The sequence below is a fragment of the Actinomadura livida genome, from assembly GCF_014648675.1.
Classification (GTDB): Bacteria; Actinomycetota; Actinomycetes; order Streptosporangiales; family Streptosporangiaceae; genus Spirillospora; species Spirillospora livida.
Genome location: NZ_BMRO01000003.1, coordinates 501,169 through 513,762, shown reverse-complemented (window position 1 = coordinate 513,762; position 12,594 = coordinate 501,169). Strand labels below are relative to the sequence as shown.

The window sequence follows — 12,594 nt, the reverse complement described above, 5'->3', positions numbered from 1 at the left end:
AGCGTGACGCCTGTGAGCAACGCGCTAGAGGAGGCACTCTCCGAATTCGAACGCCATCTGCGCGCGGAGCGTGACGTTTCGCCGCACACGACGAGGGCCTATCGCGGTGACCTGAGCGACCTGATCGCCTACGCCACCGACCTCGGCGTGACGGAGCCCGCGGAACTCGACGTGTCGCTGCTTCGCGCCTGGCTCGCCCGTCAGCACGCACTGGGCCGCTCCCGCGCCACCCTTGCCCGCCGGACCGCCGCCGCCCGCGCGTTCACCCGTCACCTGCACCGGCGCGGCGTGCTCCAGGACGATCCGGGGCTGCTGCTCGGCACGCCCAAACGGCAGCGTGCCCTGCCCGGGGTCATCACCCAGGACGGTGCCGCGCACCTCCTCGACAAGATGGACGCACAGGGGCCCGTGGGCCTGCGAGACCTGGCCGTCCTGGAGGTCCTCTACGGGACGGGTGTGCGGGTGAGTGAGTTGTGCGGTCTCGACATCGACGACCTGGACGCCGGCCGCGGAACCATTCGCGTCCTGGGCAAGGGCGGCCGTGAACGCACCGTTCCCATGGGCGAGCCCGCCGCCCGCGCCATCCAGGATTGGCTACGCGCAGGACGGCCCGCACTGGCGACTGAGGACAGCGGCCCGGCCCTCTTCCTGGGCACCCGCGGGGGACGCCTCCACCCCACCAGCGCACGGCGCATCGTCCACGCACGAATCGCCGAGGTCGGCCAGGTGCCCGACCTGAGCCCGCACGGACTCCGCCACAGCACCGCCACCCACCTGCTCGAAGGCGGAGCCGACCTGAGAAGCGTTCAGGAGATCCTGGGCCACGCCTCCCTGCAGACCACGCAGATCTACACGCACGTATCGGCCGAGCGACTCAAACAGGTCCACCGCCGAGCCCACCCTCGCGGCTCCCAGGCGGACTAGGGGCCTGCGGGTACCGTCCGAGGCGGCCAGGGCGGGCTTCAGTGGTCCCGTGCCTGCTGGGAGCGCAGGCGGCCACACCTTGGCTCCTGCTGCTCGGCCGCGGGCGGGAACGGGGGCCGCGCTCGTTTCCACCGTTAGTGGATCCCCGACTCCACGGCACAATCTGGCACTCGATTCGCCGCAGCAGTATCGGCAGGCCGACGTGCACCGGGTCCAACCCCGCGATCGCGCACCGTCGGCCTGTTCCTGGATGCACTTAGGAACGCCTCCGCCCCCGCCGATCCTGTATGTCGGATCGGCGGGGGCCTGGGGTCAGAGGGTGCGGCGTAGACGGCGTTCTTCGGAGAGGTTGACCACGCCCTCCGGTGGGCGGCGCCGGCTGTGCAGGCGGTAGCGGGCACGGGTGCGGCGCCAGGTGAAGGCCAAGGTTAAGGTCAAGGCCATGCCGGTCAGTGCCCCTCCCGTCGCCGTGGTCGCGTCGCGGAGGGTCATCCTCGGCTCAGAGGAAGGTTCCGGGGCGCGTGGCGGCGGCGAGGGCGATTGCCAGACGGGAAGCAGGCGGACTTGGCGCTGCACCAGGTCGAGCGGGTTCAGGTACAGGGAGCCGCGGCGTAGACCCCAGTGCAGGCAGGGCTTGGGGCAATGGGAGTGCCCCTCCTCCAGAACGCCGATCCGGGTGCCGGACGCGACCCGGCCGCCCACGCGGACGCTGGGACGGACGGGCAGGTACGTGGTGCGCAGCGTGCCGTGGTCGATCGCGACGATGCCGCGTCCGGCCAGCCGGTCGGCATACGAGACGCGTCCGGGTCCGGCCGCGTGGACGGGCTGCTCCGCTCGCGCCGCGAGGTCCACGCCCCGGTGGCCCGGACCCCACGGGGACGCGGGCGGTGAGAAGCCCCGGACGACCTGCGGGGCGGGCGGCCCTAACGGCCACCGCCAGGCGTCCAGGCCCGGCGTCCCGGCGGTGATCACACAGGTCAGGAGCAGAGTCAACAGCGTCATGGACCCGAGCCTGCAGGTTCGCAGCACCGCCCGGAGGCCCCGCCGCCAACTGTGGATAACCGCGCTGGGCGTTGATTCCCGGACGCGTCCGGGCCCTGATAATCTGTAGGAGTGCCCGAAAGGACACCGGCCAGGGCCAGGCCGTCGCCGATCCGTCCCCAGGGCGGGGCGGTGAGAAGCCGCTCCCGGTGAGCGGAGAGGTCACGGACCCGGTAACGGGCACAGCCGCCTGGGGTATCCCGGCGGCTGATTTCACGCGTCCGCATGCCACCGAAGACATGGTGGGGCGCCGTCCCTCGGTCCGTCGCCACGGCGACGGTGGGGCGACACCCGGGCGTAGGCAACAACCAAATGCGGCCCGGCAGGGCCAGAGAAGGAGAGCACGGGCAATGGCACCCGTCGTCACCATGCGGCAGCTCCTTGAGAGCGGCGTCCACTTCGGTCACCAGACCCGCCGGTGGAACCCGAAGATGAAGCGCTTCATCCTCACCGAGCGCAACGGCATCTACATCATCGACCTCCAGCAGTCGCTGTCCTACATCGACCGCGCCTTCGAGTTCGTCAAGGCCACGGTCGCCCACGGCGGCACGATCCTGTTCGTCGGCACCAAGAAGCAGGCCCAGGAGTCCATCGCCGAGCAGGCGACCCGCGTCGGCATGCCCTACGTCAACCAGCGCTGGCTGGGCGGCATGCTCACCAACTTCTCCACCGTCCACAAGCGGCTCACGCGGCTCAAGGAGCTGGAGGAGATCAACTACGACGACGTGGCCGGCTCCGGCATGACCAAGAAGGAGCTTCTCGGGCTGCGGCGTGAGAAGGACAAGCTGGAGCGCACCCTCGGCGGTATCCGCGACATGGCGAAGGTTCCGAGCGCCATCTGGATCGTGGACACCAAGAAGGAGCACATCGCGGTCAACGAGGCCAAGAAGCTCGGCATCCCGGTCGTGGCGATCCTCGACACGAACTGCGACCCGGACGAGGTCGACTACCCGGTTCCGGGCAACGACGACGCCATCCGCAGCGTCAGCCTGCTGACCCGCGTCGTCGCCGACTCCGTGGCCGACGGCCTGATCGCCCGCGCGGGCGCCGCGTCCGGCGGGGACGAGAAGCCGGCCGGCGGCGCCGCCGCCGGTGGCGCCGAGCCGCTGGCCGAGTGGGAGCGCGAGCTGCTGGAGAACAAGCCGGCCGAGGAGGCCGCCGAGGCGACGGCGCAGGCCCCCGCCGAGGGCGAGCAGGCCGCCGCGCCCGCCGAGGCGCCGGAGGCGCAGGCTCCGGAGGCGCAGGCTCCGGAAGCCGCTGCTGAGGCCCCGGAGGCCCCGGAGGCCCCGGCCGAAGCGCAGGACGCTCCGCAGGCCGCCGAGGCCGAGCAGGCCTGATCCCGTGGTCCGGCGGGCCCTTCCGGGGCACCGCCGGGCCGTCGCGGGTCCCACGACCAACGACGAGAGAAGCGAAGAGAGCGATGGCTAACTTCACCACCGCCGACGTCAAGCGGCTGCGCGACCTGACCGGCTCCGGCATGATGGCCGTGAAGAACGCCCTCACCGAGGCGGACGGCGACTTCGACAAGGCGACCGAGCTGCTGCGGCTCAAGGGCGCCAAGGACGTCGGCAAGCGCGCCGAGCGCACCGCCGCCAACGGGCTGGTCGCCGAGTATTTTGCGAACTCCGGTGACGGGGCGCTCCTCGAACTCAACTGCGAGACCGACTTCGTCGCCAAGAACGACCAGTTCATCGGGCTGGCGGACCGCCTGGTCGAGTTCGCCGCGGGCAGCGGCGCCACCGACGCCGAGGGCCTGCTGGCCGCCGAGATCGAGCCGGGCAAGACCGTCCAGGCCCTGATCGAGGAGCACAGCGCCACGATCGGCGAGAAGGTGGAACTGCGCCGCTTCGCCCACTTCAAGGGCGCCTACGTGGCCAGCTATCTGCACAAGTCCGACCCGTCCCTGCCGCCGACCACCGGTGTCCTGGTCGAGCTGGACGGCGAGAACGCCGAGGTCGCCAAGGACGTCGCCCAGCAGATCGCGGCGATGGCGCCCAAGTACCTCACCCGCGACGAGATCCCCGCCGAGGCGATCGAGAAGGAGCGGGCGCTCGCCGAGCAGCTCACCCGCGACGAGGGCAAGCCCGAGCAGGCCATCCCGAAGATCGTCGAGGGCCGGGTCAACGCCTACTTCCGCGACTTCGTCCTGCTGGAGCAGGCGTTCGTGAAGGACGGCAAGAAGACGATCGCGAAGGTCCTCGACGAGGCCGGTGTGCAGGTCGCCCGCTTCGCCCGCTTCAAGGTCGGGCAGGCGTAGGGGCATCCTGGAGAGGGATGCCCGACAGATATCGCGAAGGAACGAGGAGGCCGCCGACGTGCCGGACAAGACGACCACTAGCGCGACGGCGGCCTCGTCGTCCGATCGGGACGCGCCGGCACGCGGCGCGGCCGGCCGGGCCGGGGCCGGCGGCGGTGCGTCCGGTCGGCCCGGGACCGGCGCGGACGCGTCCGTCCAGCACGCCCCGCGCGCCGGCTGGAAGCGGGTGCTGCTGAAGCTGTCCGGCGAGGCGTTCGCCGGACGCGAGCCCCTCGGCATCGACCCCGAGATCGTCCAGCACGTGGCGGAGGCCATCGCGGAGGCGGTCCGGGAGGGCGTGCAGGTGGCGGTCGTCTGCGGCGGCGGCAACATGTTCCGCGGCGCCGTCATGGCCGAGCGCGGCATGGACCGCGGCCGCGCCGACTACATGGGGATGATCGGCACCGTCATCAACTGCCTCGCCCTCCAGGACTTCCTGGAGAAGCTGGGCCTCGACACCCGCGTGCAGACCGCCATCACCATGAGCCAGGTCGCCGAGCCGTACATTCCGCGTCGCGCCATCCGGCACCTGGAGAAGGGCCGCGTCGTCATCTTCGGCGCGGGTCTCGGGCAGCCGTTCTTCTCCACCGACACCACCGCCGCCCAGCGCGCGCTGGAGATCGGTGCAGAGGCCGTCCTGAAGGGGACTCAAGTGGACGGTGTCTACGACGCCGATCCGCGAAAGAATCCAGACGCGGTCAAATTCGACCGTTTGGATTACGGTGAAGTTCTACAGCGGGGTTTGAAGGTCATGGACGCCACGGCCATCAGCCTCTGCATGGACAACGCGCTCCCCATCGTGGTCTTCGACCTCATGGGGCAGGGCAACATCGTCCGGGCCGTCCGGGGTGAGAAGATCGGCACGCTGGTCAGTCCGGCCGAAGGCTGACCACAGCCGGGAACCGCAGTGCGTGAGGCGGCGCGGAGCGCAGTGTGGAACCCTAGGATTAGGGCCGACCAGATGACATGGGAGTCACAGTGATCGACGAGACCCTCCTCGAAGCCGAGGAGAAGATGGAGAAGGCGGTCGTGGTCGCCCGGGAGGACTTCCAGACCATCCGCGCCGGCCGCATCACCCCCGCCATGTTCAACAAGATCACCGCCGAGTACTACGGGGTGCCGACGCCGATCAACCAGCTGGCGTCCTTCACGCTGCCGGAGCCCCGGATGGTCATCGTCCAGGTCTACGACAAGTCGTCCATGCAGGCGGTGGAGAGGGCGATCCGCGACAGCGACCTGGGCGTGAACCCGAGCAACGACGGCAACGTCATCCGGGTGGTCTTCCCCGAACTGTCGGAGGAGCGCCGCAGGGAGTACATCAAGGTCGCGGGCGGCAAGGCGGAGGACAGCAAGATCGCGATCCGCAACATCCGCCGCCGCGCCAAGGACACCCTCGACAAGCTCGCCAAGGACGGCGAGGCGGGCGAGGACGAGGTCCACCGTGCCGAGAAGGAACTCGACGACGTCACGCACCGCTACGTGGCGCAGATCGACGAGCTGCTCGAGCACAAGAAGGCAGAACTCCTCGAAGTCTGATGAAGATGGATGATGCCGGGGAGCCCTCGGGTTCCCCGGACGAACCGGAGGCCGCCGAGTCCGGGAAGGCACCGGACACCTCCCCCGAGAAGCTTCCGTCCTCCGGCCCCACCCCCGCCCCTGATACGACTGACGTGCGCGCCCACCCCTCGCCCGCGAACGAGCCCTCCGCCGAGGAGCCCCTAGCGCCCGCTGCCGACGAGGCTTCCGCGGGCGCGTCGGCTGGAGCGCCCGAGGGTGGCAAGCCCGTAGGCAAGACGGGCCGTAACCTCCCCCTGGCCGTCGCCGTGGGCGCCGCTCTCGGCGCCCTGGTGCTGCTCTCTCTCTACACGGTCAAGGAGATCTTCCTGGCCGTCATGGTCGTGTTCCTCTTCCTCGGGATGCGGGAACTGGCCGAGGCGTTCCGGAGCCGCGACATCGGCGTCCCGTTCATCCCCGTGGCAACGGGCATGGTCGGCACACCGGTCGTGTCCTACGTGTGGGGGCCCACCGCCACGGTGGCCGCGGTCTCCCTCACCGTCCTCGCACTGCTGATGACGCGGATGCTGGACGGCTCCGACGGATACGTGCGGGACGTCGCCGCAGGGTCGCTCCTGGCCGGCTACCTGGTGCTGATGGGCGGAATCGTCGCGCTGCTCATGCGGCCCGACGACGGCGACCACCGCACCGTCATCTTCATCGCCATCACGGTCGCCAGTGACACCGGCGGCTACTTCGTGGGGTCCTTCCTGGGCAAGCACAAGATGGCGCCCACGATCAGTCCCAAGAAGACCTGGGAAGGCGTCACCGGCTCGGCCGTCATGTGCATGATCGTCGGTGGCTGGCTCGTGTGGTGGCTGCTGGACGGCGGCCAGATCTGGCAGGGCGTGCTGGTCGGCCTCGCCGCCGTGGTCACCGCCACCGCGGGCGACCTCGTCGAGTCGATGGTCAAGCGCGACCTCGGCATCAAGGACATGGGAACGCTCCTGCCGGGCCACGGCGGAGTGATGGACCGCCTCGACTCCCTGGTCGCGACGGCCCCCGTCGTCTGGCTCCTGCTGGAGCTGTTCGTTCCGAGCTAGCGGTTCCGGGACGCGGCGAAGGCGTCAGACGCCCCGGACTCGGTGAGGCGAGCCGGGACGTCGGAAGGTCAGGAGACGACCCAGGACCTGCCCTGCTGGGCGAGGCGCCTGATCAGCGCGTCCGATCCCTCGCTCTTGGCGTAGCGGTGCTCCTCAGCGGTGATGGGCACAAGCCAGAGCCACCGCACGGGATCGCCGTTGAGCGTGAAGCCCGTCAGGGCGGGGCCTTCAGGGCCGGTCAAACGACTTGGATCGTCCAGCAGGAGCACACCCTCCCACTTCGCCTCGTCGCCGCCGAGGGGGAACGTGCGGGCCTCGTGGTACCACTTGACGACGTCCCCGGGGGCGAACCAGGTCACGGACCGCCATGGGTACTGCGCCAGCCAAGGGAAGATGCTGCCGGCGCGCTGGCTCGGGAGGGTGCTCGCGACGGCCAGTTCGATCCGCCCGAAGGGGGCGACGTCGTCCTCGTACAGTTCGACGGTGGGCATCCGCTGGCGGCACATTCCGACCGTGCTCAGCACGGTGAACTCGCGGTCACCCCGTGCGGGACGCTCGGACACCCCCACGGTCGGGGCCGCGCCCGTCCGCGCGCTGCCCAACTGCCGGCCGACATCGTGCCAGTAGTGGCCACCCGGGCCGAGCCGTTGCAGCAGGTGGCCGAGCACCGCCTGCTGGAAGTCCGCCCAGGAACCGTCTGCACGGACCATCTTCCAGTGCTCGCGCGCACGGTCGATCCGCGGCCCGAAGTCTTCGATCTCCTCGTCCAGTGGGAACGCGAAAGGGCTCTGGCGGGTCGCGTCGCGGGCGTATCCGGGGATGCCGCGTCCCATGTCGGACCAGCCGGGGATGACGAACAGCGGGTCGCCCGCCTCAAGGACGGCCACACCGTCGCCCTCCTCGAACCAGACGACCTCCAGGCCCTCGGCGTCGAGTGCCTTGCGCGGCTCCGGATGGCGAACATGGGACTCGGGCAGGAGCGGGGCACGGCCCGCCTCCAGCCGGGACCGGTCGAGCTCCGCCGGGGCCTTGCGGTGGTTTCCGACCCACGTTGCACCGACCACCGAGTCGCGTGCGTCTTTCAGGTAGGCCGCGGTGACGTCACCGTCGGTCTCGATGATGAGCCGCCGACTGCCGTAGGGGCTGGCAGAGGCGTGGACGACCGTGGCCTTCGATCCCCGGGACGGGGCGGCGCCCTTACGCAATACCGACATGATCGAGACCTTAGTCGCACACAAGGTCATGTGCAGGAATGTCGTCGTACGCGTCGAGCGGCGCCGCGCCGGCACCGGACGCGGGGCCGAGACGGACGATACACATGGACCGTGCACATGGACGATGCACACGGCCTTGTTTGCGACACTGGAGGCACCATGTCTGCCACCCAGCCCGCAACCGCCGGCCCCGCGCCCGAGAAGACCCCGGCCAAGCTCGTCTTCGCCGCCCCACGGCGCGGCAAGCCGCCGAGGCATCTCGCCGACCTCACCACCGCGGAACGCCGCGAGGCCGTCACCGAGCTGGGGGAGAAGCCGTTCCGCGCGGACCAGCTGTCGAGGCACTACTTCGCCCGGCTGGTCGACGACCCGGCGAAGATGACGGACCTGCCGGCCGCCGTCCGCGAACGTCTCGTGTCCGAACTGCTGCCGTCGCTGCTGACCCCCGTACGGGAGATGGACTGTGACGGTGGCACGACGCTGAAGACCGTCTGGAAGGCGTTCGACGGCGTCCTGTTCGAATCGGTGCTGATGCGCTACCCGGACCGGGCGACGATGTGCGTGTCCTCCCAGGCTGGTTGCGGCATGAACTGCCCCTTCTGCGCGACCGGTCAGGCGGGGCTCACCCGCAACCTCTCCACGGCTGAGATCGTCGAGCAGGTGACCGCGGGCGCGCGCGCACTGGCGCGTGGGCGCATCCCAGGCGGGCCCGGACGCGTCTCCAACATCGTCTTCATGGGCATGGGGGAGCCGCTGGCGAACTACAAGGCCGTGATAGGCGCGGTACGCCGTATCACCGATCCGGCACCCGCCGGCTTGGGCATCTCCCAGCGTTCGGTGACGGTGTCCACGGTCGGGCTCGTCCCGGCGATCGAGAAGCTCGCCGCGGAGGACATGTCGGTGCGGCTTGCGGTGTCCCTGCACGCACCCGACGACGAACTGCGCGACGACCTCGTCCCGGTCAACAACCGCTGGAAGGTCGCCGAGGTCCTGGACGCCGCCTGGGCCTACGCGGAACGCAGCGGCCGCCGCGTGTCGATTGAATACGCCCTCATCAAGGACATCAACGACCAGGCGTGGAGGGCGGATCTCCTCGGCAGGCTCTTGCGCGGGAATCTCGTACACGTCAATCTGATCCCGTTGAACCCGACACCCGGTTCCAAGTGGACCGCGTCCCGGCCGGAGGACGAGCGCGAGTTCGTCCGCCGCCTGGAGGCCCACGGGGTTCCGGTTACGGTGCGCGACACTCGGGGCAGGGAGATCGACGGGGCCTGCGGTCAGCTGGCCGCGGCGACCAAGGACTGAGCGCGCCGCGGGCGTGTCACCGCCGTCCCGCGGCCGCGCTGATGCGGGCTGAGGAGCACGGTACCGGTGAAGACGGGTGTGCGGCTGCCGGTGGTCCTGCGCGGCTACGACCGCGGTCAGGTGGACGCGCTGCTGCGGAGGATCTCGCAGGCGCTGAACGGCGGGCCGCCGATGTCCGCGGACGAGGTGCGGGGCACCCGGTTCGACGTCGTCATGCGCGGCTACGACCCCCGCTCCGTCGACGAGCTGGTCGGCGAGTGCATCAGGGAGCTGCAGGCGAGGGCGCCGATCAGGGAGCGGCCGGGCCGGTCGCGCGCCCAGCCCGCCTGGTTGATCAACTGGATCCAGAACGCCCGGTTCTCGGGCGCCGGCATCCGCTCGGGCTACGACGTCCGGGATGTGGACGCGTTCCTCGACCGGGTCATCGCCGGCCTGCGCGGTTCGGCCCCGCCGGTGACCGCCCGCGACGTGCGGGAGAGCGCCTTCCGCGTCGTCCGCCTCGGCCCTGGCTACGACGAGCAGGAGGTCGACCGCTTCCTGCTGCAGCTCGCGAGCGCCCTCGAACGCCGCTGACGAAGTTATCCACATGTTCGCGGGATGCTGCGCGCCGTTCCCGTGCCGGGTGAGGCTACGTGCATGGATCACTTCGCGGAACAGTACGCCCGCCTCCGAGCGCTCTTCGCCGCCTTCCTGACCCCGGAGGTCACCGCGGCCCTGCTGCCCCTGGCCGGCCGGGCGCTGAGGCTCGGCGCCGAGGGCGACGCACCCGTCGACCTCGGCGGCACCCCGCTCCTGCCGCCCGGCGAACCCTGGCCGCGCTGGAACGGTCGCCCCCTGGACTTCCTCGGCGCGATCGACTTCACCGACCTCACCCCGTTCGGGGAGATCTCCGGCATCCCGTCGTCTGGGAAGGCCGCCTTCTATTACGCGAGCGACGTCCCGCGCCCCTGGGGCGACACGGCCGCGCAACGCGACGGCTGGCGCCTCTTCACCGGCGACCTTCGTGAAGCGGCCCCGCCCCCCGGCGCCTTGACCTACCCGCAGACGCGCCTGCACGCCATGCCGTTCCTCTCCCTGCCGTCCCCCAAGGAACCTGCTGTGCGCCGGCTGGAGGCCGCTTACAGCGGCCTCGTGCCCGTCTACGAGCAACTGCACGCCGTCTGGTCGCAGCACATCTGGCCCCGCGACATGCCCGCCCACCAACTGGGCGGCTGGCCAGCCCTGGTCCAGCGCCCCCTAGGCCCCGACTGCCTGTACACCTCGACGGGCCGCCCCCTGGACTCCGTAGCACCTCCGCCCCTGACTCGGGACGAGGAGCGCGCCGTAGACGAGTGGCGTCTCCTGCTCCAACTCGATTCTGACGACCGGCTCGGCTGGTACTGGGGCGACCCTGGCCGCGTCTACTTCTGCTCCAGACCGGAGGACCCCCTCGAACAAACCTGGCTGACCCTCCAGGCCGCCTGACCCCCGCTCCCACTCGGGACCTGCGACGCCGGGGGAGAATATGGCCATGGGTGATTCGAAGGTGTGCGTGTTCTGCGAGATCGCCAAAGGGGAGCGCCCCGCGCACGTGGTGATGGATGCGCCGGACGCGATGGCATTCCTTGACACGAGGCCGCTCTTCAAGGGGCACACGCTGCTCATCCCGCGCGTGCACTACGAGACCCTCACGGATCTGCCCGGCGAGATGCTCGGCCCGTTCTTCGGCCACGCACAACGCCTCGCGGCCGCGATGGAGTCGGTGCTAGAGGCGGCCGGCTCGTTCGTGGCGATGAACAACCGCATCAGCCAGAGCGTCCCGCACCTGCACGTCCACATCGTCCCGCGCGACCGCAAAGACGGGCTCCGCGGCTTCTTCTGGCCCCGCCAGAAGTACGCCTCAGAAGCCGAAGCCGCCGACTACGCCACCCGCCTCTCCACCGCCGTCCCCACCCCCTGACCACAAGCACCGCACCGGACGCCCGTAACCGCACCCGGTAATCACCTCAGGCGATTGCGACGGCGTTGAGTGCGGCCTTCCACCGCCCCCGCCGGCGCGGCATGACCCAGCGTTTGCGGCCCGTGCCCCCTGGGGGCCAGGCTCACCACCGTCAGGTAGCGCCCTCATCGGTCAACTCCTGCCCTGCTCACGGGCCGGGGCCACCAACCGGCCGACCAGCTCCTGATCAACTCCGGCCATCTCCGTGGTCGGGGTCGTCGGACTCGGCGCTCACGGCCTACCCGACGCCCTCTGCGCCGGGTAGGCCGTGAGCAGCCGTTGCCGTGTGCGGTGATGGTTGCGTGGTCGTTGGGGAGTCGTGGGGGGTGCTGGCGGGTTTTCGTCTCCGGGCGGGAGCTCGGGGGCGCCGGAGATGGAGGCGGGTCAGGTCAGGGCCGACAGGAGGGCTAGGAAGGGGTCTGACGGGTCGGTGTCGGTGAAGTCGGTGGGAGCTGCGGCCTCCAGGGCGGCGGCGTGTTCGTAGAGGTCTCGTTCGGCACGGTCCAGAACGGTGGACAGTACGTAGTCGGTGACCGTCCAGCCGGCCAGCTCGGCCGCCTTACGGATCACGAGGATCTGTTCCGCGGACATCCGCAAGGCGATGTGATCGTCGGCGTGGGTGGCGGGAAGGTCCTGGTGAACCGACTCAGACATGGCCGGTCTCCTTCCTTGCGGCATTTAAAAGTACGCCCGGTCGTCACCTCGGGACATCCCCACAGAGGACGAGAATCACCGCACGGCGGGACTATTCGGCGGGCATGGCTACCAGGCGCATCCAAGGGTGTGCGAAGGGGTCCTCGATCACCGGTGGCGCGGCCGAAACGCATATCTCTTGGTGAAAGCCCGGTAACACTCCGTTCCAGGATTCGCCTTCCTGGGAAGTGCATGTCTCGGTGTCGGCCGGAGGCAGTCGGCATCGACCGCGGTGCCTGAACCCGGGGGGGCACATGCCGGTGCGCCGCCGCCGTCGTCAGGACGGCGGGCCGAAACGTCGGGCCGCCGGGACGATGGGCCGCCGGGACAGGACGCCCGGCCGGGCCGCCGGGTCGGGCCGTCGGGTCGGGCCGTCGGGTCGGGCCGCCGGGTTTGGGCCGTCGGGTTGGGACGTCCGGTCGGGCCGCCGGGTCGGGCCGCTGGGTCGGGACGTCCGGCCGGGCCGCCGGGTCGGGACGCGAGGTCGGGATGGCAGGTCGGGATGGCGGGACGTGTGTGGGTGTCCGGCTGCCGTGTCGCTACTGG

At 70.4% G+C, this 12,594-nt stretch carries 13 protein-coding genes; 10 read left to right on the top strand and 3 right to left on the bottom strand.

All coding sequences use genetic code 11. The features are described from left to right. Positions 1–12: 12 nt before the first annotated feature. Entirely contained in the window at positions 13–924 is a 912-nt protein-coding gene (locus IEZ03_RS09055; RefSeq protein WP_229808156.1) for a tyrosine recombinase XerC, read from the top strand. A gap of 312 nt (positions 925–1,236) precedes the next feature. Here IEZ03_RS09055 and IEZ03_RS09050 read toward each other — a convergent pair whose 3' ends face one another. Then, complete coding sequence (locus IEZ03_RS09050; protein WP_184887024.1) at positions 1,237–1,926, bottom strand: murein hydrolase activator EnvC family protein; 690 nt, start codon at positions 1,924–1,926, stop codon at positions 1,237–1,239. A 389-nt stretch (positions 1,927–2,315) separates the two neighbouring features. Here IEZ03_RS09050 and rpsB point away from each other — a divergent pair, with 389 nt between their 5' ends. The 5 genes from rpsB (at position 2,316) to IEZ03_RS09025 (ending at position 6,858) form a co-directional block, all read left to right on the top strand. Next, positions 2,316–3,302 carry a 30S ribosomal protein S2 gene (gene rpsB / locus IEZ03_RS09045; protein ID WP_184887022.1) on the top strand — a complete coding sequence of 329 codons (987 nt, stop codon included), beginning with the start codon at positions 2,316–2,318 and terminating at the stop codon, positions 3,300–3,302. Between the two features lie 83 nt (positions 3,303–3,385). Next, positions 3,386–4,222 (top strand): translation elongation factor Ts, encoded by an 837-nt coding sequence (gene tsf / locus IEZ03_RS09040; RefSeq protein ID WP_184887020.1) that lies wholly within the window; start codon positions 3,386–3,388, stop codon positions 4,220–4,222. 226 nt (positions 4,223–4,448) lie between these two features. Then, a complete protein-coding gene (gene pyrH / locus IEZ03_RS09035) occupies positions 4,449–5,150 on the top strand; it encodes a UMP kinase (protein WP_132053634.1) in 702 nt (233 codons plus the stop codon). Between the two features lie 89 nt (positions 5,151–5,239). Beyond that, on the top strand, positions 5,240–5,797 hold the full coding sequence (frr, locus tag IEZ03_RS09030; protein ID WP_184887018.1) for a ribosome recycling factor: 558 nt from the start codon (positions 5,240–5,242) through the stop codon (positions 5,795–5,797). Continuing rightward, positions 5,797–6,858, top strand: coding sequence for a phosphatidate cytidylyltransferase (locus IEZ03_RS09025; protein ID WP_229808155.1), 1,062 nt, complete (start codon positions 5,797–5,799; stop codon positions 6,856–6,858). Before frr ends, IEZ03_RS09025 begins: the two co-directional genes overlap by 1 nt. 68 nt (positions 6,859–6,926) lie before the next feature. Here IEZ03_RS09025 and IEZ03_RS09020 read toward each other — a convergent pair whose 3' ends face one another. Continuing rightward, the gene (locus IEZ03_RS09020; protein WP_184887017.1) at positions 6,927–8,072 is read right to left on the bottom strand and encodes a suppressor of fused domain protein; all 1,146 of its coding nucleotides are present in this window, start codon (positions 8,070–8,072) and stop codon (positions 6,927–6,929) included. 159 nt (positions 8,073–8,231) lie between these two features. On the opposite strand from IEZ03_RS09020, the gene rlmN reads away from it, so the two are divergent. The 4 genes from rlmN (at position 8,232) to IEZ03_RS09000 (ending at position 11,316) form a co-directional block, all read left to right on the top strand. Further along, positions 8,232–9,377: a dual-specificity RNA methyltransferase RlmN gene (rlmN, locus tag IEZ03_RS09015; RefSeq protein ID WP_184887015.1), complete on the top strand. Its 1,146-nt coding sequence runs from the start codon at positions 8,232–8,234 to the stop codon at positions 9,375–9,377. 66 nt (positions 9,378–9,443) lie between these two features. Then, positions 9,444–9,950, top strand: coding sequence for a DivIVA domain-containing protein (locus tag IEZ03_RS09010; protein WP_184887013.1), 507 nt, complete (start codon positions 9,444–9,446; stop codon positions 9,948–9,950). Between the two features lie 63 nt (positions 9,951–10,013). Next, positions 10,014–10,841, top strand: a complete 828-nt coding sequence (locus tag IEZ03_RS09005; RefSeq protein WP_184887010.1) for a DUF1963 domain-containing protein — start codon at positions 10,014–10,016, stop codon at positions 10,839–10,841. A gap of 46 nt (positions 10,842–10,887) precedes the next feature. Next, positions 10,888–11,316: an HIT family protein gene (locus tag IEZ03_RS09000; RefSeq protein WP_184887008.1), complete on the top strand. Its 429-nt coding sequence runs from the start codon at positions 10,888–10,890 to the stop codon at positions 11,314–11,316. A 423-nt stretch (positions 11,317–11,739) separates the two neighbouring features. Here IEZ03_RS09000 and IEZ03_RS08995 read toward each other — a convergent pair whose 3' ends face one another. Then, positions 11,740–12,009, bottom strand: a complete 270-nt coding sequence (locus tag IEZ03_RS08995) for a type II toxin -antitoxin system TacA 1-like antitoxin (RefSeq protein ID WP_184887006.1) — start codon at positions 12,007–12,009, stop codon at positions 11,740–11,742. Positions 12,010–12,594: the final 585 nt, after the last annotated feature.

Bases quoted from the DNA above. Each gene is read 5' to 3' on its own strand.
- IEZ03_RS09025 (WP_229808155.1), top strand. From the start codon at position 5,797: ATGAAGATGGATGATGCCGGGGAGCCCTCGGGTTCCCCGGACGAACCG.
- IEZ03_RS09000 (WP_184887008.1), top strand. From the start codon at position 10,888: ATGGGTGATTCGAAGGTGTGCGTGTTCTGCGAGATCGCCAAAGGGGAG.
- tsf (WP_184887020.1), top strand. From the start codon at position 3,386: ATGGCTAACTTCACCACCGCCGACGTCAAGCGGCTGCGCGACCTGACC.
- IEZ03_RS09005 (WP_184887010.1), top strand. From the start codon at position 10,014: ATGGATCACTTCGCGGAACAGTACGCCCGCCTCCGAGCGCTCTTCGCC.
- IEZ03_RS09050 (WP_184887024.1), bottom strand. From the start codon at position 1,926: ATGACGCTGTTGACTCTGCTCCTGACCTGTGTGATCACCGCCGGGACG.
- rpsB (WP_184887022.1), top strand. From the start codon at position 2,316: ATGGCACCCGTCGTCACCATGCGGCAGCTCCTTGAGAGCGGCGTCCAC.
- rlmN (WP_184887015.1), top strand. From the start codon at position 8,232: ATGTCTGCCACCCAGCCCGCAACCGCCGGCCCCGCGCCCGAGAAGACC.
- IEZ03_RS09020 (WP_184887017.1), bottom strand. From the start codon at position 8,072: ATGTCGGTATTGCGTAAGGGCGCCGCCCCGTCCCGGGGATCGAAGGCC.
- IEZ03_RS08995 (WP_184887006.1), bottom strand. From the start codon at position 12,009: ATGTCTGAGTCGGTTCACCAGGACCTTCCCGCCACCCACGCCGACGAT.